The sequence below is a fragment of the Blastococcus sp. TBT05-19 genome (assembly GCF_003319095.1).
Lineage (GTDB): Bacteria > Actinomycetota > Actinomycetes > Mycobacteriales > Geodermatophilaceae > Blastococcus.
On the sequence record NZ_QOHI01000001.1, the window covers coordinates 508,120 to 532,393 of the forward strand.

18 protein-coding genes and 1 tRNA gene are annotated in these 24,274 nt (G+C 74.2%); 17 read left to right on the forward strand and 2 right to left on the reverse strand.

Annotation, left to right across the window (positions count from 1 at the left end; all coding sequences use genetic code 11):
• Positions 1-109: 109 nt before the first annotated feature.
• The 8 genes from DQ244_RS02510 to DQ244_RS02545 all read left to right on the forward strand — a co-directional run bounded on the left by DQ244_RS02510 (position 110) and on the right by DQ244_RS02545 (position 9,357).
• Positions 110-1,618 carry an amino acid permease gene (locus tag DQ244_RS02510; RefSeq protein ID WP_113809881.1) on the forward strand — a complete coding sequence of 503 codons (1,509 nt, stop codon included), beginning with the start codon at positions 110-112 and terminating at the stop codon, positions 1,616-1,618.
• Between the two features lie 102 nt (positions 1,619-1,720).
• Positions 1,721-2,404, forward strand: coding sequence for a hypothetical protein (locus DQ244_RS02515; protein ID WP_113809882.1), 684 nt, complete (start codon positions 1,721-1,723; stop codon positions 2,402-2,404).
• Positions 2,405-2,531: 127 nt separating this feature from the next.
• On the forward strand, positions 2,532-4,325 hold the full coding sequence (metG, locus tag DQ244_RS02520) for a methionine--tRNA ligase (RefSeq protein WP_113809883.1): 1,794 nt from the start codon (positions 2,532-2,534) through the stop codon (positions 4,323-4,325).
• Entirely contained in the window at positions 4,322-5,209 is an 888-nt protein-coding gene (locus DQ244_RS02525; RefSeq protein ID WP_113809884.1) for a TatD family hydrolase, read from the forward strand. The genes metG and DQ244_RS02525 overlap by 4 nt, the downstream gene beginning before the upstream one ends.
• A 52-nt stretch (positions 5,210-5,261) precedes the next feature.
• On the forward strand, positions 5,262-6,101 hold the full coding sequence (locus DQ244_RS02530) for a hypothetical protein (RefSeq protein ID WP_233491122.1): 840 nt from the start codon (positions 5,262-5,264) through the stop codon (positions 6,099-6,101).
• Positions 6,102-6,462: 361 nt separating this feature from the next.
• Positions 6,463-7,554, forward strand: coding sequence for a resuscitation-promoting factor (locus tag DQ244_RS02535; RefSeq protein ID WP_113809886.1), 1,092 nt, complete (start codon positions 6,463-6,465; stop codon positions 7,552-7,554).
• A 148-nt stretch (positions 7,555-7,702) separates the two neighbouring features.
• On the forward strand, positions 7,703-8,431 hold the full coding sequence (rsmA, locus tag DQ244_RS02540; RefSeq protein ID WP_233491123.1) for a 16S rRNA (adenine(1518)-N(6)/adenine(1519)-N(6))-dimethyltransferase RsmA: 729 nt from the start codon (positions 7,703-7,705) through the stop codon (positions 8,429-8,431).
• Entirely contained in the window at positions 8,428-9,357 is a 930-nt protein-coding gene (locus DQ244_RS02545; protein WP_113809887.1) for a 4-(cytidine 5'-diphospho)-2-C-methyl-D-erythritol kinase, read from the forward strand. The genes rsmA and DQ244_RS02545 overlap by 4 nt, the downstream gene beginning before the upstream one ends.
• On the opposite strand, the gene DQ244_RS02550 is transcribed toward DQ244_RS02545, so the two are convergent.
• The gene (locus DQ244_RS02550; RefSeq protein ID WP_113810600.1) at positions 9,354-9,947 is read right to left on the reverse strand and encodes a TetR/AcrR family transcriptional regulator; all 594 of its coding nucleotides are present in this window, start codon (positions 9,945-9,947) and stop codon (positions 9,354-9,356) included. The two genes, DQ244_RS02545 and DQ244_RS02550, sit on opposite strands and share 4 nt — an antisense overlap.
• 65 nt (positions 9,948-10,012) lie before the next feature.
• Complete coding sequence (locus DQ244_RS02555) at positions 10,013-10,978, reverse strand: acyl-CoA desaturase (RefSeq protein ID WP_113809888.1); 966 nt, start codon at positions 10,976-10,978, stop codon at positions 10,013-10,015.
• 246 nt (positions 10,979-11,224) lie between these two features.
• Here DQ244_RS02555 and DQ244_RS02560 point away from each other — a divergent pair.
• From DQ244_RS02560 to DQ244_RS02600, 9 genes are all read left to right on the forward strand, one after another.
• Positions 11,225-11,297 (forward strand) — tRNA-Gln (locus tag DQ244_RS02560).
• A gap of 33 nt (positions 11,298-11,330) precedes the next feature.
• Positions 11,331-12,839 (forward strand): bifunctional UDP-N-acetylglucosamine diphosphorylase/glucosamine-1-phosphate N-acetyltransferase GlmU, encoded by a 1,509-nt coding sequence (gene glmU / locus DQ244_RS02565; RefSeq protein WP_233491124.1) that lies wholly within the window; start codon positions 11,331-11,333, stop codon positions 12,837-12,839.
• Between the two features lie 15 nt (positions 12,840-12,854).
• A complete protein-coding gene (locus DQ244_RS02570; RefSeq protein WP_113809889.1) occupies positions 12,855-13,835 on the forward strand; it encodes a ribose-phosphate diphosphokinase in 981 nt (326 codons plus the stop codon).
• Between the two features lie 318 nt (positions 13,836-14,153).
• Positions 14,154-14,870, forward strand: a complete 717-nt coding sequence (locus DQ244_RS02575; protein ID WP_113809890.1) for a 50S ribosomal protein L25/general stress protein Ctc — start codon at positions 14,154-14,156, stop codon at positions 14,868-14,870.
• 98 nt (positions 14,871-14,968) lie between these two features.
• Positions 14,969-15,526 carry an aminoacyl-tRNA hydrolase gene (pth, locus tag DQ244_RS02580; protein ID WP_233491210.1) on the forward strand — a complete coding sequence of 186 codons (558 nt, stop codon included), beginning with the start codon at positions 14,969-14,971 and terminating at the stop codon, positions 15,524-15,526.
• 308 nt (positions 15,527-15,834) lie between these two features.
• Positions 15,835-17,217 (forward strand): sugar transferase, encoded by a 1,383-nt coding sequence (locus tag DQ244_RS02585; RefSeq protein ID WP_233491125.1) that lies wholly within the window; start codon positions 15,835-15,837, stop codon positions 17,215-17,217.
• A gap of 154 nt (positions 17,218-17,371) precedes the next feature.
• Positions 17,372-18,613: a DUF1972 domain-containing protein gene (locus tag DQ244_RS02590; protein WP_113809893.1), complete on the forward strand. Its 1,242-nt coding sequence runs from the start codon at positions 17,372-17,374 to the stop codon at positions 18,611-18,613.
• Positions 18,610-19,296: a hypothetical protein gene (locus DQ244_RS02595; protein WP_113809894.1), complete on the forward strand. Its 687-nt coding sequence runs from the start codon at positions 18,610-18,612 to the stop codon at positions 19,294-19,296. The genes DQ244_RS02590 and DQ244_RS02595 overlap by 4 nt, the downstream gene beginning before the upstream one ends.
• A 313-nt stretch (positions 19,297-19,609) precedes the next feature.
• Positions 19,610-24,097 carry a PKD domain-containing protein gene (locus DQ244_RS02600; RefSeq protein WP_113809895.1) on the forward strand — a complete coding sequence of 1,496 codons (4,488 nt, stop codon included), beginning with the start codon at positions 19,610-19,612 and terminating at the stop codon, positions 24,095-24,097.
• Positions 24,098-24,274 lie beyond the last annotated feature (177 nt).

Below are 24,274 nucleotides of genomic sequence, written 5' to 3' on the forward strand. Positions count from 1 at the left end.
GATCGGTCCTCGGGCTGGTGCAGCGTAGGCGTGCGGCGGGCAGCGACCCGTGCGAACCTGCGGGGAGGGGCTGCCGGACCGTCGGGCCCTCGACCTGCGAGGAGGCACCGTGGCGGCAGGTACGCGGCGGATCAAGTCCGTCGAGGACTCCATCCGTGACACCGACGAGCCGGAGCACCGGCTCAAGAAGCACCTGTCCGGCCTGGACCTCGCGGTCTTCGGCGTCGGTGTGATCATCGGCACCGGCATCTTCGTGCTCACCGGTGTGGTGGCCCGCGACCAGTCGGGGCCGGCCGTCGCCATCTCCTTCGTCATCGCCGGCGTGGTCTGCGGGCTGGCGGCGCTCTGCTACGCCGAGTTCGCCTCCACCGTCCCGGTCGCCGGGTCGGCCTACACGTTCTCCTACGCGACGTTCGGCGAGTTCATCGCCTGGATCATCGGGTGGGACCTGGTGCTCGAGCTCGCGCTGGGCGCGGCCACCGTCGCCGTCGGCTGGTCGGGGTACCTGAACCAGCTGCTCGCCGACGTCGGGATGCCGCTGCCGGAGTCGATCGCCGGGGAGACGGCGAGGTTCAACATCCCGGCGATCGTGATCGTCGCGGTGATGACCGCCGTCCTCGTCCTGGGCATCAAGCTCTCGTCGCGGGTGACGGCGGTCATCGTGGTGATCAAGGTGGCCATCGTGCTGCTGGTCATCGGGGTGGGGCTCTTCTTCGTGAAGGCGGCCAACTACAGCCCGTTCGTCCCGCCGGCCCAGCCGGCCGAGGCCGGCGCGAGCGGCTGGGACGCGCCGCTGGTCCAGACGCTGTTCGGCTTCAGCCAGGGCACGTTCGGCTGGGGCGGCGTGATGGCCGGTGCCGCCGTCGTGTTCTTCGCCTTCATCGGCTTCGACATCGTGGCCACCGCGGCCGAGGAGACGAAGAACCCCGGGCGCGACCTGCCCCGCGGCATCCTGGGCTCGCTGGCGATCTGCACGATCCTCTACGTCGCGGTGTCGCTCGTCGTGGTGGGCATGCAGCGGTACAGCGAGCTCAGCGCCGACGCGCCCCTGGCGGCGGCCTTCTCCGACGTCGGGCTGCCCGTCTTCGCGACCATCATCTCGATCGGCGCGCTCGCCGGCCTGACGTCGGTCGTGATGATCCTGATGCTCGGGCAGTCGCGGGTGCTGTTCGCCATGAGCCGCGACCGCCTGCTGCCCGCGGGCCTGGCGTCGGTGCACCCGCGCTACGGGACCCCCTACAAGATCACCATCGGCACCGGGGTCTTCGTCGCGATCCTCGCCGCGGTCGTGCCGCTCGAGGAGCTCGCCAACCTGGTGAACATCGGCACGCTGTTCGCCTTCGTGCTCGTCTCCATCGGCGTGATCGTGCTGCGGCGGACCCGACCGGACCTCCCGCGCGCCTTCCGGGTCCCGCTGATGCCGGTGCTGCCGATCGTCTCCGCGCTGGCCTGCGTCTGGCTGATGCTGAACCTGCCAGGGGAGACCTGGTTGCGGTTCGCCCTCTGGATGGTGGTCGGCGCTCTCCTGTACGTCGGCTACAGCCGCCGGAAGAGCCGGTTCGCGACCGCGGGCGGACGGGAGGACGCCGCGGCCGCGAACGCCGCGCGGAAGGGCTGATCGTTCGCCCGGACGGGGGAGATCCGCCGCCGGGCCTACAGCACCTGCCCGCACGCGCCGTCCTGATCGGAGACAGCACCCTCCGGTCAAGGAGAACAGCACGTGGCCATCAGCGTCCTCGACGTCCGCGACACCGTCGCGTCGCCGTACCTCCGCACCCCGCGGACGGCCGACGCCACGTCGCAGGCGGACGCCGGTCAGGCCCTGCGCCGCGTCCCGGTCCCCGCGCTGGTGGCCGGGCTCGTCGCGATCGTGCAGGCCGTGGGCCTGCTGGCCGCGGGGCTCGACGGGATCGACGACGTCCTGGCGTCGGCGACCCGCCCGGCCGGTCTGCTGATCCTCGGTGGCCTGCTCGCGCTGGCGGCCTGGATCGTGCTGGCGGCCGGTGGCGGCGCGGCGATGATCGACGGGTGCAACCGGCGGCTGCTGGTGCTCACCTCGTCGGTCGAGCTGTTCGTCGTGGCGCTGGTCGGTGCGGTCGCCGTCGTCTGGCCGGTCCCGGAGGCGCTGACCTTCGGCCTGCCGGTGCCGGTGGCCTTCGCCGGCGCGGTCGCCGTCCCCGTCGCCAAGCTGCTGCTGGCCGACGCCCCCACCGCCCGTCGCTGGGTGGCCCAGGGGCCGCGGCTGCGCACCCGCCGCCCGGGTCCGGACCCGGTGGTCGTCCACCGCGTGCTGTGCACCGCCACCCTCGGCGTCATCGCTCTGGGCCTCGGCGCCGTCGCGCTCCTCTCGCCCGTGCAGCCCGGCGCCGAGAACCCCGCGTCGAGCGTCGTCTACCACCCCTGACCGGGGCGCGGTCGGCCCGCACGGGACACCCCGCCACGGTCCGTCCGGTGCCTGCGCCGTTCCGCTCCTCGGTCGCCGGCGCTCCCTGCGATGCTCGCGGCTCGGTCACCTTCACTAGTCTCGTGCCGTGAGTGATCGGCACATCCTGACCGCAGTCGCCTGGCCCTACGCGAACGGGCCGCGGCACATCGGGCACGTCTCCGGGTTCGGCGTCCCCTCCGACGTCTTCAGCCGGTACCACCGCATGGCCGGGGACAGGGTCCTCATGGTCAGCGGCACCGACGAGCACGGCACCCCGATCACGGTCGCCGCCGACGCCGAGGGCATCACGCCCCGCGAGATCGCCGACCGCAACAACCGGATCATCGTGGACGACCTGGCCAGCCTCGGGCTGAGCTACGACCTCTTCACCCGCACGACGACGGTCAACCACGCGAAGACCAGCCAGGAGATCTTCCTCGGCCTGCTGAAGAACGGGTACGTCTTCCCGAAGACGACGCTCGGCGCGATCAGCCCCTCGACCGGCCGCACCCTGCCCGACCGCTACATCGAGGGCACCTGCCCGATCTGCGGCTACGACGGCGCCCGCGGCGACCAGTGCGACAACTGCGGCAACCAGCTCGACCCGACCGACCTGGTCAACCCGGTCAGCAAGATCAACGGCGAGACGCCGAAGTTCGTCGAGAGCGAGCACTACTTCCTCGACCTGCCGGCGTTCACCCGCGCGCTGGGCGACTGGCTGGCCACCCGCAACAGCTGGCGGCCCAACGTCCTCAACTTCAGCGTGAACCTGCTCGAGGACCTCAAGCCGCGCAGCTACACCCGCGACATCGACTGGGGCGTCAAGGTGCCCCTGGACGGCTGGCGCGACCGGAACGACAAGCGGATCTACGTGTGGTTCGACGCGGTGGTCGGCTACCTGTCGGCGTCGATCGAGTGGGCCCGCCGCTCCGGTGACCCCGAGGCCTGGCGGCAGTGGTGGCAGACGCCGGACGCGGACGCCTACTACTTCATGGGCAAGGACAACATCGTCTTCCACTCCGAGATCTGGCCCGCCCAGCTGCTCGGCTACAACGGCGAGGGTGACAAGGGCGGGTCCGCGGGCTCCCTCGGCCGGCTCAACCTGCCCACCGAGGTGGTCTCCAGCGAGTTCCTGACCATGGAGGGCAAGAAGTTCTCCAGCAGCCGCCAGATCGTCATCTACGTGCGGGACTTCCTCGCCCGGTACGACGCCGACGCGCTGCGCTACTTCATCGCCGTCGCCGGGCCGGAGAACCAGGACACCGACTTCACCTGGGAGCAGTTCCGCCGGCGCAACAACGACGAGCTCGTCGCGGGCTGGGGCAACCTGGTCAACCGCAGCATCTCGATGGCCGCGAAGAACGTCGGCGCGGTGCCCACCCCGGGCGACCTCACCGACGCCGACCGCGCGCTGCTGGAGACGACGAAGAACGCGTTCGGGCCCGTCGGCGACCTGCTGGCCCGCAACCGGCAGAAGGCCGCCGCCACCGAGGCGATGCGCGTGGTGTCGGAGGCGAACAAGTACCTCTCGGACCAGGCGCCGTGGAAGCTCAAGGAGGACCCGGCCCGCCGGGACACCGTGCTGCACACCGCCCTGCAGGCGATCAGCGACTGCAACACGCTGCTCACTCCGTTCCTCCCGCACTCCGCGCAGAAGGTGCACGAGGCGCTGGGCGGCACGGGCGTGTGGTCGCCGGCGCCGCAGATCGTGGAGACCGAGGACCTCGACGACGGCTCCCCGTACCCGATCATCACCGGCGACTACGGCGACGCCCAGGCCGTCTGGGCCTCCCGGCCGCTGCCGTCGGGCACCCCGCTGGCCGCGCCGACGCCGATCTTCAAGAAGCTCGACGAGTCCGTGGTCGCCGACGAGCTGGCCCGCCTGGAGGGCAGCGCGTGAGCCGGTCGGCGTCCTCGCGGGCCAACCGGCGCGGCGAGCCGCCGCCGTCCCCCGAGCCGCTGCCGGCGCCGGTGCTGGACAGCCACACCCACCTGGACATCGTCCTCGGGGAGCGGCCGGCGGACGGCGAGCACGGCGAGTGGGCCTCCGACGACGCCGTCGACGCCGAGATCGCCGCCGCCGCCGCGGTGAACGTGACCCGGCTCGTGCAGGTCGGTGTGGACGTCGCGTCGTCGCGCTGGTCGGCCGCGCTGGCCGCCCGGCACGCCGGCGTGCTGGCCGCCGTGGCGGTCCACCCCAACGAGGCCGGCGCCGGCGGTGCCGACGACGACGCCCTGGCCGAGATCGACCGGCTCGCCGCGCTGCCACGGGTGCGGGCGGTGGGGGAGACCGGGCTGGACCGCTTCCGCACCGGCGAGGAGGGGTGGGCCGCCCAGGAGGCGTCGTTCCGGGCCCACATCCGGATCGCCAAGGAGCACGGCATCGCCCTGGTCATCCACGACCGCGACGCGCACGACGAGATCCTCCGCGTGCTCGAGGACGAGGGCGCTCCGGAGCACACGGTGTTCCACTGCTTCTCCGGCGACGCCGTCTTCGCGAAGGCCTGCGTCGAGCGGGGCTACGTGCTCTCCTTCGCCGGCACCATGACCTTCGGCAACGCGGCCTACCTGCGCGAGGCCGCGGCCCTCACCCCGGCCGGGCAGCTGCTGGTGGAGACCGACGCGCCGTTCCTGACGCCGGTGCCCCACCGCGGCCGGCCCAACGCCTCCCGCCTCGTGCCGCACACCGTGCGGGCGCTGGCCGAGGTGACGGGGATCGAGCTGACCGAGCTCTGCGACACCCTCACGGCGAACGCCGAGCGCGTCTTCGGCGCCTGGCGGTAGGAGGACGACCCTTCAGCCGCCGCCTCACAGGGAACCGGGGGACACTGGGGTCGTGGGCCGTCTCATCGCCGTTGTGCTCTTCGTCGCCCTGCTGGTGCCCGGGGTGCTCCTCGCCCGTGCGTGGGGTCTGGCGGCCGCTCGCCGGGCCGTCGCCGGAGCGGCCGTCGAGCTGGCCGATCCGACGCCCGAGGGCGTGGACACCCTGCGCCGCCAGGCCGCCCACGGGCGCCGGTGGCGCGGGCTGGGCCTGCTGCTCGGCGTCGCGGGCATCGTCGCCAGCGTCGTCCTGTTCGCCGAGGCGTCGGTCTTCCTCTGGATCCCGGCGCTCGCGGTGGGCCTCCTGGCCGGCGTCCTGCTGGCCGAGGCCACCCGGCCGCGCCCGCGCTGGGCCCTCTCCTCCCCGGCGCGGCGCCCCGGCCAGGGTGAGCAGATCTCGGCGTGGCTCGTGTGGAGCATGCGGGCGGTGGTCGCGGGCGTGCTGCTCGCCGCGGGCCTGATGTGGGACGCCGGGGACCTCGGCGGCGCGGTGGCCCCGATCGTCGTCGCGGTGCCGGTGGTCGCCTGGCTGACCGCGGAGATCGCGCTGCTGCGCGCACTGCTGCGCCCGATGCCGGCCGCGGGTGCCGACGTGCCGGTGGACGAGGCGCTGCGCACGTGGACGGCCCACCTGGCGACCGCGGCCGCCAGCATCGCCGCGCTGCTGCCGCTGGGCACGCTGCTCCTGCGGGCCGGCCTCGACCTCGGCGACCGCCCCGGCGGGGGCCTCGACGTGCTGCCCGTCGCCCTGGTGGCCGGCGGGTTCTCCGCGCTCGCCGCGGGCCTCGCGGTCACCGTCTTCCTCGTGACCTGGCTGCGCCCCGTGCGGTCGGCGGCCCCCGCCCTCGCGGGCTGACCGGGGGGCGGTCCTGCCCCTGGCGCGGCCGGGCCACACCGTGGCGTTCCTCACGGCCGCCCCGTGCACCGATCGCTCGCCACAGGGGCCCCACACGGCACGCCCGTAACACACGGTGTCGGCGCGCCCCCGGAGCGCGACCGACGAGTCCTGCTTCACTCGTCGTGCACCGTTGTCACGCGCGGAGTGTTCGTTATCGTGTCGTGACCGATCAGCCGGGGTGGAGGATGACCCGGGTGGCACCCAGCGGTCCGGCACCTCGGTCCCGGACGGCCGCCGCCCGCGTCTGCACCGGTGGCCGTGCCGCTCCCCAGCGGCCCGGACGCTCTCCTGCCCGGGTTCTGTGACCCCTGGAAGTGCCGTGCGCCGCTCGCTTCAGCTCAGCCTCTTCGCCCTGGTCCTCCTCGGACTCGTGGGCGGGACGCTGGCCTACTTCATCGCCCAGAAGTCCGTGACGCTCACCGTCGACGGGCAGACCCGCGACGTCGGCACCTACGCCGACACCGTGGGCGAGGTGCTGGAGGACGAGGGGCTGGAGCCGGCCGCGTACGACGTGGTCCTCCCGTCGCCCGACGCCCCGGTCGGCGACGGCGACGCAGTGGTGCTGAACCGGGCCCGCCCGCTGACCCTCACGATCGACGGCGTCTCCCGCGAGGTCTACGTCACCGCGCTCTCCGTCGAGGACGCGCTGGACCAGCTCGGCCTGCGCGCCGAGGGGCTCGTGGTCTCCGCCAGCCGCGCCGAGCGCCTGCCGCTCGAGGGCATGCAGCTGACCATCACCACCCCCAAGGAGGTCGTGCTCAGGGTCGACGGCCAGGAGCGGCTCGTCGTCACCACCGCCGCCACCGCCGGTGACCTGCTCGCCGAGCAGGGCATCGCGCTGAGCGAGACCGACCGCACGAGCCTGCGGCTCGAGCAGGGCCTGCTGCACCGCATGCGGCTCCAGGTCTTCCGGGTGCAGATCGGTGACGTCACCGAGACCACCGCCATCCCGCACGGCACCGTCGAGACCAAGGACGACGCCGCGTTCCAGGGCGACGAGGAGGTCACCCAGCCGGGCGTCGACGGCGAGCAGACCACCACCTGGCGCGTCACCGTCGTGGACGGCCGCGAGACCGGGCGCGAGAAGCTCAGCAGCTCGGTCACCCGCCAGCCGGTCGACGAGCACGTCACCGTGGGCACCAAGGCCAAGCCGGCCAACTCGCCGACCGCCGACGGGCTGAACTGGGCCGCGCTGGCCAAGTGCGAGTCCGGTGGCCGCCCGAACGCCGTCAGCGGCACGGGCAAGTACCGCGGCATGTACCAGTTCTCGCAGAGCACCTGGAACGCCGTGGGCGGCACCGGCGACCCGGCCGCCGCGTCGGCCGACGAGCAGACCTACCGCGCGCAGCTGCTGTACCAGCGCTCCGGCGCCGGCCAGTGGCCGCACTGCGGGCCCCGCCTGTTCGGCTGATCGGATCCCCCTGAGCACCACACCTGAGCAGACCGACGGGCTGCTGGGCCCGGCCGCGATCCGCGAGCTGGCCCAGCAGCTCGATCTGCGTCCCACGAAGACCCTCGGGCAGAACTTCCTGCACGACGCGAACACGATCCGGCGGATCGTGCGCACCGCCGGGCTGCGTCCCGACGACGTCGTCCTGGAGATCGGGCCCGGCCTCGGATCGCTGACCCTGGGGCTGCTCCCCGCCGCCGCGCACGTCACCGCCGTGGAGATCGACCCACGGCTGGCCGCGCTCCTGCCGGAGACGGTCGCGGCCCGCCGTCCCGACCTCGCCGACCGGCTGACCGTCGTCGAGGCCGACGCGCTGCGGGTGACCGAGCTGCCCGGCCCGCCGCCGACGGCGATGGTGGCCAACCTCCCGTACAACATCGCCGTCCCGGTTCTGCTGAACATGCTCGAGCTGCTGCCGACGCTGGACCGGGCCCTGGTGCTCGTGCAGGCCGAGGTCGCCGAGCGCCTCGCGGCCGCTCCCGGGTCCGGCGTGTACGGCATCCCGTCGGTGAAGGCGTCCTGGTACGGCGAGGTGCGCCGCGCCGGCAACGTGGGACGACGGGTGTTCTGGCCCGAGCCGAACGTGGACTCCGGCCTGGTCTCGCTCGTCCGCCGCCCACCGCCACCGGGCGACCGGCAGGCCACCTTCGCCGTCGCGGACGCCGCCTTCGCGATGCGCCGCAAGAGCCTGCGGGCCGCGCTCGCCCGCTGGGCCGGGAGCCCGGCGGCGGCCGAGACGCGGCTCCGGGCCGCGGGGATCGAGCCCTCCACCCGGGGCGAGCAGCTGTCGGTCGCCGACTTCGCGCGGCTGGCGGCCACCGACCCGGTGCTGCCGTGACCGGCGTCGTCGTCGCCCGGGCACCGGCCAAGGTCAACGTGCACCTCGGCGTCGGGCCGCTGCGGGACGACGGCTTCCACGAGCTGCACACGGTCTACCTGGCGGTCTCGCTGTTCGACACCGTCAGCGCGCGTCCCGGGGAGGGGCTCTCGCTGACCGTGTCCGGCGAGGGCACCGGGGTGGCCGCCGGTCCGGGCCTGGTGCCCGGGGACCGCACCAACCTCGTCTGGCGCGCGGCCGAGCTGCTCGCCGAGCACGCGGGCGTCGCCGCCGACGCCGCGCTCGACGTCGCGAAGAGCATCCCGGTGGCCGCGGGGCTCGCCGGGGGCAGCGCGGACGCCGCGGCCGCGCTGGTGGCCCTGGACGCCCTGTGGGGGACGAGGGCCTCCCGCGAGGACCTGCTGGGGCTCGCGGCCCGGCTCGGCAGCGACGTGCCCTTCAGCCTCGTGGGCGGGGCGGCGCTGGGAACCGGCCGGGGGGAGCAGGTGACCCCGGTGCTCGCCCGGAGCCGGTCGCACTGGGTGCTCGGGATCGCGGGGGAGGGGCTCTCGACCCCCGCCGTCTACGGCGAGCTGGACCGCATGCGCGCGGCCGGAGCGCTGCCGGCGGCCGCCGGGCCCTCGCCCGCGGACCCGGTGATCGCGGCGCTGCGCGCGGGCGAGGCGGCACCGCTGGCGGCCGCGCTCACCAACGACCTGCAGCCACCGGCGCTCACCCTGCGCCCCGACCTCCGCCGCGCGCTGCGGGCGGCGACGGACGCGGGGGCGCTCGCCGCGCTGGTGAGCGGCTCCGGGCCGACCGTCGCGGCCCTGGCACCCGACGAGACGGCCGCGGTGCGGCTGGCCGCGGAGCTCGCCGGGGTCGGCGTCTTCCGCACGGTGCGCGCCGTCAGCGGGCCGGTGCCCGGCGCCCGGCTGGTCCCCTAGGGCCGGACCGGCGGCGTCGGACCCAGGTGGGAGAGCCCGTCGTAGGCCAGCGCCACCAGGTGCGCGGCCACCTCGTGCTTGCCCGGTGAGCGGGTGTCCAGCCACCACTGGCCGGTGAGCGCGACCATGCCGACCAGCGCCTGGCTGTAGAGCCCGGCCAGCTGCGGGTCGGCCCCGCGCGCGGCGACGTGGGCGCCCAGGATGTGCTCGACCTTGCGGGCCACCTCGCCGATGAGCGACCCGAACGGACCGGCGCCGCTGGTGACCGGCGCGTCCCGCGTGAGGACGCGGAAGCCGTCGGTGTCCTCCTCGATGTAGTCCAGGAGGACCAGGGCGGCCCGCTCGAGCAGCTCGCGGGGGTGCCCGGGCTCGGAGAGCGCCGTGGTGAAGCGGCCGAGCAGGCGCTGCATCTCCCGGTCGACGACGTCGGCGTGCAGGCCCTCCTTGCCACCGAAGTGCTCGTAGACGACCGGCTTGCTCACCTCCGCGCGGGCGGCGATCTCCTCCACCGACGTCGCGTCGAAGCCCTTGCTGGCGAAGACGCCGCGGCCCACGTCGAGCAGCTGGCGCCGCCGCTCGGTCCGGGACATGCGCACGCGCGAGCGGCCGGCGGGAGCACCTGCTCCCACCGGCCGCTCGTCGTGCGCGGAGGTGCTCAGCTCGCGGCGGGCGCGGGCGTGCGCCGCTTGGCCGCCAGCCGGACCGGGTCCGGCCACTTGACGTGCCAGGCCCAGCCGAGCTTCTCGAAGGCCCAGATGACCCGGGCGCTGATGTCGATCTGGCCGCGCAGCACGCCGTGCCGCGCGCAGGTCGGGTCGGCGTGGTGCAGGTTGTGCCAGGACTCGCCGGCGCTGAGGATCGCCAGCGGCCAGAAGTTGGTCGCGCGGTCACGGCCGGGGGAGACGAACGGCCGCTCGCCGACGACGTGGCACACCGAGTTGATCGACCAGGTGACGTGGTGCAGCACCGCGATGCGCACCAGCCCGGCCCAGAAGAACGCCGACAGGGCACCGGCCCAGCTCGTCGTCACCAGACCGCCGATGACCGCGGGCAGGAAGAGGCTGATGCCCGCCCAGACGACGAACATCTGGTCGGTGCGGACGAGGGCGGAGTCCTTCAGCAGGTCCGGCGCGTAGCGCTCCATGCTGGTCTTCCGCCGCTCGAACAGCCAGCCGAGGTGTGCGTGGAACATGCCCTTGAGCAGCGCGCGGAGGTCCGTGCCGTAGCGCCACGGGGAGTGCGGGTCGCCGTCGCGGTCGGAGAAGGCGTGGTGCCGGCGGTGGTCGGCCACCCACTGCACGACCGGGCCCTGGATGGCCATGGAGCCCGCGACCGCCAGGCCCAGGCGCAGCGGCCGCTTGGCCTTGAACGAGCCGTGCGTGAAGTAGCGGTGGTAGCCGACCGTCACGCCGAGCAGGGTGAAGAAGTAGAAGCCGATCGCGAGGCCGACGTCCAGCCAGGACAGGCCCCACCCCCACACCGCCGGGACGATCGCCGCGAGGGCGAGGAACGGCACGATCACGATGACGTAGAGCGTCACGATCTCGAGCACGCTCTTGCGCCGGCCGATCGCGTTGGCCGGCAGCCCCTCGTGGGGCGCGGCCTGGCGCGGCGGGGACATGGGCCGGGTACGGGCAGGAGCGGACAAGGGGCCTCCGGGGGCGACCGACGGGGGGAACGGCGGGCGCACGTCGGGCCCGGCTACGTGGCCGTAACCTACGCCCCCGTAGGGCGCCCGGCGACCCGGCCCGGTCGACCGGCGCGGGCACCCGTCAGCCGGGCAGGTGTCCCGCCTCCGCGTCGGGCCCTAGGCTCGCGGGGAGCGCCGGCACGCAGCGGCGCTCCCGGGCTCCCGCGGGCCCGGGGATGGGGGATGGGGTAATCGGCAGCCCGCCGGCCTTTGGAGCCGTGCAGTCTCGGTTCGAGTCCGAGTCCCCCAGCGAGCACCGCGCCGACGCCGACCGAGGAGTTCCGTGACCCACGCCCAGCCGGACCCCGTCCCCGACGCGCCGACGGTCGCCGCCGTCGTCGTCCTCGCCGCCGGGCAGGGCACCCGCATGCGGTCGGCCACGCCGAAGGTCCTGCACCCGCTCGGCGGCCGCAGCATGCTCGGGCACGTGCTCGCCGCGGCCGCCCCGCTGGGCGCCGGGGTGACCGTCGTCGTGGTGGGCGCCGGGCGGGAGCTCGTCCGGGAGCACCTCGCCGCCGTCGCGCCGGACGCCCTCCCCGTGGTGCAGGAGGAGCAGCGCGGCTCCGGTCACGCCGCCGCCGTCGCCCTGGCCGCGGTGCCCGATCTCACCGGGCCGGTCCTGCTGGTCAACGGCGACGCCCCGCTGCTGCGGGCCTCGACGGTCGCCCGCCTGGTGGAGGAGCACCGCAGCCGGGAGAACGCGCTCACCGTGCTCACCGCCGAGGTCGAGGACCCCACCGGGCTCGGCCGCATCGTCCGGGACGCCGACGGTTCCGTGCGCGCGATCGTCGAGCAGCGCGACGCCACCGACGAGCAGCGGGCCATCCGCGAGATCAACGCGGGCGTCTACGTGGGCGACGCCGCCGCCGTCCGGTCCGCGCTCGGCCGGATCGACGCCGACAACGACCAGGGCGAGCTCTACTTCACCGACGTCCTGGCCCTGCTCGTCGGGGACGGCGCCCGGGTCGGCGGCGTCATCGCCGAGGACCCCGACGACGTGCTCGGCTGCAACGACCGGGTCGAGCTCGCCGCCCGCCGTCGCACCCTCAACGACCGCGTGCTGGACGACCTCATGCGCAGCGGCGTCACCGTCGTCGACCCCCTCACCACGTGGGTCGACGTCACCGTGACCGTCGGCCGGGACGCCGTCCTCGAGCCCGGCACGCACCTCCAGGGGGCGACGTCGGTGGGTGACGCTGCCCACGTGGGCCCCGACACCACCCTGGTCGACTGCACGGTGGCCGACGGTGCGTCGGTCGTGCGCTCGCACTGCCTCGGCGCCGCGATCGGACCGGGGGCGACCGTGGGTCCGTTCAGCTACCTCCGCCCGGGCACCGACCTCGGCCGGGGGGCGAAGGTCGGGGCGTTCGTCGAGACGAAGAACGTGCAGGTGGGGGAGGGGTCCAAGGTCCCGCACCTGTCCTACGTCGGCGACGCGACGATCGGCACCGGGAGCAACATCGGGGCCGCCACGGTGTTCGTCAACTACGACGGCGTCGCCAAGCACCGCACCATGATCGGCGACCACGTCCGGGTGGGCTCGGACACCATGCTCGTGGCGCCGGTCACGGTCGGGGACGGCGCGTACACCGCCGCGGGCTCCGTCATCACCTCCGACGTGCCCCCCGGGGCGATGGGCGTCGCTCGGGCGGCCCAGCGCAATGTGGCAGGCTGGGTCCGTCGCCGACGGCCCGGAACGCCTGCTGCGCAGGCCGCGGAAGCAGCCGAGAACCGGGCCGGGGCACTTCGGGAGGAGTCGTCCGGTCCCTCCCGAGCGGACACCGACAGCTAGGGATACGCGAAGCCGATGAGTGCGATCCGGCAGACGACGAACAAGAGCCTGATGCTCTTCTCCGGTCGGGCCTACCCGGCGCTGACCGACGAGATCGCCGGTCACCTCGGCGTCACGCCGACCCCCACCGCGTCGTACGAGTTCGCCAACGGCGAGCTGTTCGTCCGGTTCGAGGAGTCGGTGCGCGGGTGCGACGCCTTCGTGGTGCAGAGCCACACGGCGCCGATCAACACCTGGCTGATGGAGCAGCTGATCATGGTCGACGCGCTCAAGCGCGCCTCGGCCAAGCGGATCACCGTCGTCGCGCCGTTCTTCCCCTACGCCCGCCAGGACAAGAAGCACCGCGGCCGCGAGCCCATCTCGGCCCGCCTGGTCGCCGACCTGTTCAAGACCGCGGGCGCCGACCGGCTCATGGCCGTCGACCTGCACACCGCGCAGATCCAGGGCTTCTTCGACGGTCCGGTCGACCACCTCTTCGCCATGAACCTGCTCATCGACGAGGTCAAGCGCAAGTGGGGGCACTGCGACCTCACCGTCGTCTCGCCCGATGCCGGTCGCGTCCGGGTGTCGGAGCGGTGGAGCGACAAGCTCGGCGGCACGCCGCTGGCCTTCATCCACAAGACCCGTGACCCGCTGCGGCCCAACGAGGTCGTCGCCAACCGCGTCGTCGGCGAGGTCGAGGGCCGCGTCTGCATCCTGGTCGACGACATGATCGACACCGGCGGCACGATCGTGAAGGCCGCCGACACGCTGTTCGCCGAGGGCGCCACGGACGTCGTCATCGCCGCGACCCACGGGGTGCTCTCCGGCCCCGCCGTCGACCGGCTGAAGAACAGCCGGGTCAGCGAGGTGCTGGTCACCAACACGCTGCCCATCGAGCCGGCCCGGCAGTTCGACAAGCTCACCGTGCTCTCCATCGCCCCGCTGCTGGCGCAGGCGATCAAGGCCGTCTTCGAGGACGGCTCGGTGACCAGCCTGTTCGGCGGCGAGTCGTAACACTGCGATCCTCCGGATCGCATCGCGGCCACGTGCCGTCCCCTGCTGCGACGAGCGAGCTCCCGTCCCGCCTCGGGGGAGCCTCCGGCCCCCCGCTCGGCGGAACCCGCTTCGCGGAGTTGCTCGCCCGTCCGTCCTCGGGGGAGCCTCCGGCCCCCCGCTCGGCCGGACCCTCGGCCGGGTCGCGTATCGTGTCTCCCGTTGCCCGGCGAGGGAGCGCTCCTGCGTTCCGTGATCGACGTGCGTGTGCCCGCTGAGGGTGCGTTGCGCCCGGTCGCCGGCACGCACGCAGACCCTCTTCGCTAGGAGCACATCACCGTGGCTGACTTCCGCCTCGACGCCGAGATCCGCACCGAGTTCGGCAAGGGCAGCGCTCGTCGCACCCGCCGCGCCGGCCGCGTCCCGGGCGTCCTCTACGGGCACGGCCAGGACGTCGTCCACCTGTCGCTGCCCGCCCGCGAGTTCGCCGCGGCGCTGCGCAACGGCGGTTCCAACGTGCTGCTCACCGTCGTCCTCGACGGCAAGGAGCAGCTCGCGCTGACCAAGGCCGTGCAGCGCGACCCGCTGACCCGCATCCACGAGCACGTCGACCTGGTCATCGTCCGCCGCGGCGAGAAGGTCACCGTCGACGTCCCCGTCCTCACCACCGGCGAGACCACCGCCGACGTGCTGGTGAGCATCGAGCTCAACACCGTCTCCATCGAGGCGCTGGCCACCGCGATCCCCGAGTCGATCGAGGTCGACGTCACCGGCCGCGGCGTCGGCGAGGGCGTCACCGCCGGTTCGCTGGAGCTGCCGGAGGGCGCCACGCTGGTCACCGACCCCGAGGCGCTCGTCGTCAACCTGATGGCCGCCCCGACCGCCGAGGCGCTGGAGGCCGAGCTCGCCGAGGCCGAGGCCGAGGCCGGCATCGAGCGCGAGGAGTCCGACGAGGCCGCCGAGGGCGCCGGCGAGGGCGACGTCGTCCCCGAGCCGCAGGACCAGGGCAGCGGCGAGTCGATGGACTCGGCGGAGAAGTCCGCCGACGACGCCTGAGGCACCCGCTGACCGAGAGCACGACCCCCAGGGGCGCCGGCACCGCCGGCGCCCCTGCGGCGTCCCCGCCGCCCGAGGGGCCCTTCCTGGTCGTCGGGCTGGGGAACCCGGGGCCGGGGTACGCCGGCAACCGGCACAACGTCGGAGCGATGGTGCTCGAGGAGCTGGCCCGCCGGGCCGGCATCAGGCTCGCGCCCGGCAAGGGCGCCCGCGCGCGGGCCGTCTCGGGCGAGGGGCGGCTCGCGGGACGCCGGGTCGTGCTGGCCCAGCCGCTCACCTACATGAACGAGTCCGGCAGCCCGGTCCGCGGGCTGCTCGACTACCACAAGCTGCCGCCCGAGCAGCTGGTCGTCATCCACGACGAGCTCGACATCCCCTTCTCCGCCGTCCGGCTCAAGCGCGGCGGGGGCGAGGGCGGGCACAACGGCCTGCGCTCCATCAGCCGGTCCGCCGGCACCAAGGACTACCTGCGGGTGCGCGTCGGCATCGGGCGACCGCCCGGCCGGCAGGACCCGGCGGACTTCGTCCTCAAGGACTTCTCCGGGACCGAGCGCAAGGAGCTGGACCTGCTGCTCGTCGAGGCGGCCGACGCCACCGAGCTCCTGCTGACCGACGGTCTCGAGGCCGCGCAGAACCAGGTGCACCCCCGCAGCTGACTGCCCCCGCACGGTCCGATCGGGTGAACCCGTGACGCTCCGTGTTGACGCTCGCCCTGACTCTCTGTGAGTGTGGCCGCTGATCAGCACGACTGCGCGGCACGAAGTGGCTGCTCAGAGCCCTGGGACTCCAGTCCGGGTGTTCGAGTAGTTACGCTGCGTAATATCGTTCGGGGGGACGCGCAATGCTTCTGGACCGCCAGCAGGCGAGTACGGGGGCGGTGATCCTGCCGGGGGCACCCGGTGGATCGACCGCTCCGTCGCTGCCACGGCCACGCCCCCTCGTCCGGCGCTCGGCCCCCGCGTGGGTGCGGTCCTACACCGTCGCGCTGGCCGGGGCGGAGACGCTGATGGCCGCCGCGGCAGGCGCCGCCGTGCTGCTGGGCCAGGACGCTCCCGTCGGCCCGCGCACCGTGCTGCTGTGGGCCGCGCTCGCGCTCGTGGTGGCCTGGCCGGTCCTCCTCGGCTCCACCGGCGCCTACGCGGAGCGGGTGTACGGCACCGGGAGCGACGAGTACCGCCGCGTCGCCCGCGCCGGCTTCCTGCTGCTGGCGCTCGCCAGCTTCCTGTCCTACGCCGCCGCGCTCGACCTCAGCCGCGCGCTGGTCGTCGTGGCCATCCCGCTGCTCACCGGCGCGACGCTGCTGGGCCGGTACGTGGCCCGCACCCGGCTGCGCAGGCTGCGCGCCCAGGGGCAGTGCACCAAGAAGGTCGTCGTCGTCGGCCGAGGTGGCGCGGTGCTGGAGCTCGTCGGCCGGCTGCAGCGCGAGCAGTACGCCGGGCTGGACGTGGTCGCGGCGGCCGTCACCCCTGCCGACCGGGTGCGGGTCGCCGAGCGGGCCGGCGTGCCCGTCGGCGGCCTCGACGACGTGCTGCTGCTCGCCGACCTGCACGACGCGGACACCATCGCCGTCACCTCGGCCAGCGAGACCGCCGCGCAGTACCTCCGCCAGCTGTCCTGGCAGCTCGAGGGCACCGGCATCGAGCTGCTCGTGGCCCCCGGCCTCATCGAGGTGGCCGGCCCCCGGCTGCACATCCGCCCCTTCGAGGGCCTGCCGCTGCTGTCCGTCGAGCAGCCGTGCTTCGAGGGCTGGCGGCGGGTCGTCAAGGGCGGCTTCGACCGCGCGGCGGCCGCGCTGGCGCTGCTCGTGCTGGCCCCGGTGCTCCTGACCGTCGCCGCGGCGGTCCGGCTGAGCAGCCCTGGCCCCGTGCTCTACCGCCAGGAGCGGGTGGGGCTGGGCGGGCGCACGTTCACCATGCTCAAGTTCCGCAGCATGGTCGTCGACGCCGAACGGCAGCTCGACTCCCTGCGCGGGGACAACATCTCCGACGGCCTGCTCTTCAAGCTGCGGGCCGACCCCCGGGTCACCCCCGTCGGCCGGCTGCTCCGGCGGCTGTCCCTGGACGAGCTGCCCCAGCTGCTCAACGTCCTCGGCGGCTCCATGTCGCTGGTGGGCCCTCGTCCGCCGCTGCCCGCCGAGGTCGCGCGCTACGACACGTCGGTCAGCCGGCGCCTGCTGGTGAAGCCGGGACTGACCGGCCTGTGGCAGATCTCGGGACGCAGCGACCTCTCGTGGGAGGAGTCCGTCCGGCTCGACCTGCGCTACGTGGAGAACTGGTCGCTGGCGCTGGACGTGCTCATCCTCTGGAAGACCGGCCGGGCCGTGCTCTCCAGCTCCGGGGCGTACTGACCTCCCCCTCCCGGGCGTCACTCGCAGGGGTCACGCGGCCCCGCGGAACGGTCCCCGCAGCCCATCTGATGGGTGAAGCTCCTGGTCAGACGGCGTTGCGCCGGCACCTCCCAGGTGTCCGGGACGTGCGCTCCCGGACACGGATGGAGGGGTCATGCGGATCGCCATGGTCGGCACGCGCGGAGTACCCGCTCGGTACGGCGGCTTCGAGACCGCCGTCGAGGAGGTGGGCCGGCGGCTCGCCGACCGGGGCCACCGGGTGACCGTGTACTGCCGCACGGCTCCGGGCCAGGAGCGCCCCGCGCGGCACCTGGGCATGGACCTCGTCCACCTCCCCGCCGCGCGCAAGCGCTCGCTGGAGACGCTGAGCCACTCGGCGCTCTCGGTCGGGCACCTGCTGACCCACCGCGCCGATGCGGCCTTCGTCTTCAACGCCGCCAACTCCCCGCTCCTGCCGGCCCTGCGGGCCGCGCGCATCCCGGTCGCGACGCACGTCGACGGCCTCGAGTGGAAGCGGGCCAAGTGGGGCCCGGTCGGCCAGCGCTACTACCGCGTGGCCGAGGCGCTGGCCGTGCGCTGGTCCGACGCGCTCATCGCCGACGCCCAGGGCATCGCCGACTACTACCGGTCGGAGTTCGGGGTGCCCACCACCCTGCTGACCTACGGCGCGCCGGTGATCTCCCCGGGCACCGGCAAGCTCGCCGAGCTCGGCCTGACCCCGGGCGGCTACCACCTGGCCGTCGCCCGCTTCGAGCCGGAGAACCACGTCGACGTCATCGTCGACGGCTACCGCCGCAGCGGCGCCACCAAGCCGCTCGTCGTCGTGGGCTCGGCGCCGTACTCCGACGCGTACACCGCCCGGGTGCACGGGCTGGCCGACGACCGCGTGCGCTTCCTCGGCGGCGTCTGGGACCAGGACCAGCTGGACCAGCTGTACGCGCACGCCTACACCTACCTGCACGGTCACTCGGTCGGTGGCACCAACCCCTCGCTCCTGCGCGCGATCGGTGCCGGCACCGCCGTCCTGGCCTACGACGTCGACTTCAACCGCGAGGTCATCGAGGACTCGGGCCGGTTCTTCGGCAGCCCCGCCGACGTCGCGGCGCTCGTCGACGCCGCCGAGGCCGACCCGGAGCAGGTCCGCCGCTCCGGGGTGCGGGCCCGCGAGCTCGCGAAGGGCTACGACTGGGACGACGTCGCCGCCGGCTACGAGCAGCTGGCCCGTCGGCTGGCCGGCCGGCACGTGCCGAGCCGCCGTCCCTCGGGTCGCCGGTTCCCGGAACCGACCTATGCGCCGGCGCCGGTGCCGTTCCCGCGCCCGGCCCCGGAGGTCGGCGCCGCCCACCCCGTCGCCACGCGTCCCGACGTGGTCCCGTTCCGGGGAGCGCAGCAGTGAGCCGCTGGAGTCGCAGGTCCGAGCAGGTCGACGCGGCGCGCACCGGGCACGAGCCGTCCGCGCCACGGCGCCGCCGGCAGATCGCCATCGGCGCGGCAGTGCTCGTGGCCCTGCTGGCGCTCGTGGCACTCCTGGTCACCCGCCCCGGCAACGGGGACGGCGCCGTCGCCGCCGCCGACGAGTCGGCGGCCGCGTCGACCTCGGGTGCGCCCGAGACCTCGATCGCACCCCCGCCACCGACCCCCACCCCCACGGGGCCCACCGAGGACGTCGACGAGCCGCCGCCGTCCCTGCCGGAGGTCGCCATCGACGCCCCGGCCGCCGTGGGCAACGGGATCGTCGCCACCATCGCCTCGGTGGAGGCGATCGAGGGCACTGCCGTCGGCCCGGGGAACATCGCCGGTCCGGCACTCCGTCTGACGGTGCGCATCGAGAACGGCACGAGCGAGGCCGTGTCGCTCGACGGCGTCGCGGTCAACCTGTCCCACGGTGCCGACCGGACGCCGGCCTCGCCGCTGGACGACCCCTCGCGCCGGCCCTTCACCGGCATGGTCGACCCCGGTGCGTCGGGCGAGGGCGTCTACGTCTTCAGCGTGCCGACCGACGCCCGGGACCTGATCACCGTCGAGGTCGGTTACCAGGCCGGCGCGCCGCTACTCCTCTTCACCGGCCGGGCGGGCTGATCCCGCCGGATCGCTCGCGCACGACGACCCGCCACCGCTCCCGCGGTGGCGGGTCGTCGTGCGTCCGGACCCGGGGCGGGCCGCCGCCGGCAGCCGCAGCGCTGATGCGGACGGTCACGCAGAGTGAGCCGCTCTCACCAGCACGAGGGACATGACCCCTGCTCGTCACCGGATCGGGTGTCCCCTCACCCTTGTTCCAGGCCCCGATGGTCACGCAGAGTGTCCAGCGTCCGTTCCGAGGGAACGGGCGCGTACTGGAACTTGAGCGGGGGCTCTCATGCGGGATGCAGGGACTGGTGCGCGCACGCGCGCCATGGCGGCGATGGTGGCCATGGTGCTCGCGGCCGGCAGCTGGGCGCTGACCGTCCCGACGGCGCGGGCGGACTCCGCTCCGCAGCCCGCGACGGCCACCGACCCCGTGACGGTCTCGGCCGACGCGCTGCCCACCGTGCAGATCGACGGCGTGGCGTGGGCTCAGGTCGTCGTCGGGGACACCGTCTACGTCGCCGGCTCCTTCACCCGGGCCCGGCCCGCCGGGGCGCCGGCCGGCACCGCCGAGACCGTGCGGAACAACCTGCTGGCCTACGACATCCGCACCGGCGCGCTCGTCACCTCCTTCGCGCCGAGCCTCAACGCCCAGGCGGTCAGCGTGGCGGCGTCGCCGGACGGCACAAGGATCTACGTCGGCGGTGACTTCACCGTCGCCGACGGGCAGCCCCGCAACCGGATCGCCGCCTACGACACGCGCACCGGCGCCCTGGTGGACAGTTTCCGGCCGACCGTCAACGGTCAGGTCGCGGCCATCGCGGCCACCGGCACCACGGTCTACCTCGGTGGCAACCTCACCGCCGTCGGCGGGGTCAGCCGCACCCGGCTGGCCGCGGTCCGCGCGTCCGACGGCGGCCTGCTGCCCTGGGCCCCGGTGCCGGGGATCGGCCCCACCAGCGGCAACCGCAACCCGACCGACCCGAGCAAGCCGGGGAGCACCGCGACCAGCAACGACGTCAAGGCCCTCGTGGTGACCGGTGGCGGCAGCCAGGTCGTGGTCGCCGGGCGCTTCGACACGATGAACGGCGTCAAGGCCACGGGTGTCACGGCGCTCGACCCGACCACCGGCGCGACGCGGACCTTCGAGATCAACCGGCTCATCACGAACCAGGGCGTCAACTCCGCCGTCTGGAGCCTCTCCACCGACGGCGCCACCGTCTACGGGACCGGGTACGACTACTACGGGCCGGGCAACCTCGAGGGCTCCTTCGCCGTCGACGCCGCCAACGGCCGGGTGCGCTGGATCGCCGACTGCCGCGGTGACAGCTACTCGAGCTTCCCGGCCAACGGCGTGCTCTACATCGCGTCGCACGCGCACAGCTGCGTGAACATCGGCGGCTACCCGGAGCAGGACCCGAAGGTCGAGAAGCGCGCCACGGCGATGAGCGCCGCCGCGGCCGGCCGGGTCGGCCCGAGCACCCAGCGCAACCAGAACTTCACCGGGCAGCCGACGTCCGCGTTGCTCAACTGGTTCCCGCTCCTGTCCCAGGGGAGCGTCACCGGCCAGTACCAGGCGGGCTGGAGCGTCTCGGGCAACGGGCAGTACGTCGTGTACGCCGGAGAGTTCCCGCGGGTGAACAGCAAGGCGCAGCAGGGCCTGGTCCGCTTCGCCGTCCCCTCGATCGCGCCGAACGCCGTCGGTCCGGAGGTCACCCCGGGGGTGGGCGTCACCGCGACCAGCGGGGGGCTGCGCGTGAGCTGGCAGGGCGCCACCGACCAGGACAACCGCGTGCTCACCTACCGGGTGTACCGGGACAACGGTGCCCAGCCGGTGGCCACCTTCGCCCGGTCGTCGCTGTGGTGGCGGGTGGCACCCGTCGCGTGGACCGACCGCACGGCCGCCGCCGGAGCGCACACCTACCGGGTCACCGTGACCGACCCCTTCGGCAACGAGGCCGCCATCGGCACCGGGTCGGGCACCTCGTCCGGTCCCACGCCGGCCCGGGCCTACGCCTCGGCGGTGGCCACGGACGGGGCGACCGACCACTGGTCGCTCGGCGAGCGCTCCGGCACCGCCCGCTCCGACCTGACCGGCATCGACGACCTCGTCGGCAGCGGCGACGTCCGCCACAACTGGTCCGGAGCGCTGCGCGGTGACGCGGACGGCTCCACGTGGTTCGACGGCGTCGGTGGCTTCCTCTCGACGCAGACCCCGCGCCGCGGACCGCACACCTTCTCGGTCGAGGCCTGGTTCGAGACCCGCAGCACCGCCGGCGGCCGGATCGTCGGCTTCGGCGACCAGCGCACCGGGCTCAGCAACAACCACGACCGGATGATCTTCCTGGACCCGTCCGGCAGGCTGCACTTCGGTGTGTACCCCGGCTTCGGCGCCGAGCTCGTCACGCCGACCGCCTACAACGACGGGCAGTGGCACCACGTCGTGGCCACCCTGGGGACGACGGGGATGCAGCTGTTCGTCGACGGCCGACTGGTCGCCAGCCGGACCGACGTCGTCATGGCGCAGGACTACCTCACCGGTTACTGGCGGATCGGTGGCGACCGCACCTGGTCCGGGGCGCCCTACTTCAACGGCCTCATCGACGAGGTCGCCGTCTACCCCACCATCCTCAGCGCCGAGCAGGTGGCCCGCCACCACGCGATCGGCACGACCGGGACGAGCACGAACCTCGCCCCGACGGCGTCGTTCAGCTCCAGCGTGCAGGGGCTGACCGGGTCGTTCGACGGCCGGCTCTCCGCCGACCCCGACGGTGGTTCCCTCAGCCGGTACGCGTGGGACTTCGGTGACGGGACCACCGCCACCGGGGCCACCGCGACCCGCACGTACGCGAGCGGCGGCACCTACACCGTCCGCCTGACCGTCACCGACGCTGCCGGTGCGACGGGCACCACCGAGCGGCAGGTCGCGGTGGTGGCTCCGGCCAACAAGCCGCCGACGGCGGCGTTCACCTCGACGTCGTCCGGCCTGAGCGCCGCGGTGGACGCCCGGAGCTCCACCGACACCGACGGCACGATCGCCTCCTACAGCTGGGCCTGGGGCGACTCGACGCCGAACGGTTCCGGCGCCACGGCGTCCCACACCTATGCGACCGCCGGGACCTACCAGGTGGCGCTGACGGTGACCGACGACGACGGCGCGGTCTCCACCGTGACCCGGGCGGTCGTGGTGACCGCCCCGGGCGCCACCCCGCCGGTGGCCAGCGACAGCTTCGCCCGGTCGGTGACCGGTGGGCTGGGTACCGCCGACCTCGGCGGCGCGTGGACGGCCGCGATCGGTGCCTCGCGCCAGTCGGTCAGCGGCGGTGCCGCGGTGCTGACCCTGCCCGCCGCCGGCAACGACACCGGCGCCTACCTCGGCTCGGTCAGCACCACGAGCGCCGATCTCCGGACGTCGTTCACGCTGACGTCCACCCCGACCGGGAACGGCACCTACGTGTACGTCATCGGCCGTCGGGTCGGCAGCGGGCAGGACTACACCGTGCGGTCGCGGGTGGCCGCGGACGGCCGGGTGTGGCTGGCGCTGTCCCGGACGACCGGCGGCGTCGAGTCCTTCCCCGGTGGCGAGGTGCTCGTGCCGGGCGTGACCTGGACGCCGGGGAAGACCCTGGAGCTCCGGGTGCAGGTCTCGGGCACCGGCACCACCACCGTCGACGGGTCCGTGTGGCTCTCCGGCCAGCCGGAGCCGACGGCGGCGCAGCTGACCCGGACGGACACGACCGCGGCGCTGCAGGGCCCCGGCGGCGTGGGCATCGGGGCCTACCGACCGGGCAACTCCACGGCAGCCACCTCCGTGCGCTTCGGGCCGCTGACGGTCACGGCGGTCGGCGCGTCCCAGCCGCCGGTCGAGGAGCCGCCCGCGGAGGATCCGCCCGTGGAGGAGCCGCCGGCCAACCAGGCGCCCGTCGCGGCGTTCACCGCGACCCCGGCGGACCTGGCCGTGGCGGTGGACGCCTCCACCTCGACCGACCCCGACGGCACCGTGTCCTCGTACGCCTGGAACTGGGGCGACGGCACGCCGGCGGGTACGGGGCCGACGGCGTCGCACACCTACGCGGCTGCGGGCACGTACACCGTGACCCTCACGGTGACCGACGACGACGGCGCGACCGCCACGACCACGCGTCCGGTGACGGTGGCGGCGGCGGGGGAGCCGCAGCCGCAGGTGCTCGCCGCGGACACGTTCGAGCGGTCGAGCACCGGCGGCCTCGGCACGGCCGACACCGGTGGTGCGTGGACGACCCTCGTGGGGGCCGCGCGGCAGGCGGTCACCGGCGGCGCCGCGGTGCTGACGGTGGGGCCCGGCAACAACGCGGGCTCGCACCTGGCGTCGGTGTCGCAGACCGCGGTCGACGTCCGGACGACGGTGTCGTTCTCCCGCGTGCCGACCAACGGCACCGGGGCCTACGCCTTCGTGACCGGCCGGCGGGTGGGCACCGCGATGTACAACGCCCGCGTCCGGGTGCTTCCCGGCGGCGAGGTCGGGGTGTCCCTGGTGCGCGAGGTCGGCGGTGTGGAGACGACGCTGGGCTTCGTCACCCTGCCGGGGCTGACGTACACCGCCGACCTGCCGCTGCACGTGCACCTGCGGGTGGCCGGCACGGGCACGACGAACCTGGAGCTCACGGTCTGGCGGTCCGGGACGACCCGGCCGACCGCGCCGACGCTGGTGCGCACCGACACCACGGCGGTGCTGCAGGCGGCGGGCTCGGTGGGTCTGGCGGCCTACCTGTCCGGCAGCTCCACCACTCCCGTCGCCGTCCGGTTCGACGACCTGCAGGTGACCGCCACCCAGTGAGCCGGGGTGCCGGGTCGCCCGACGCGACCCGGCACCTCGCACCCAGCTCGACGTCGCGCACCGCATCAGCGCGGTGCGATCGACCGATCACAGCTGGTCACGGGCCCCCTCCCTGTGAGGGAGGAAACCGCAGCTCATCACCTGATCAGGCGATCGGCAGAACGGTCCGCACCTGCG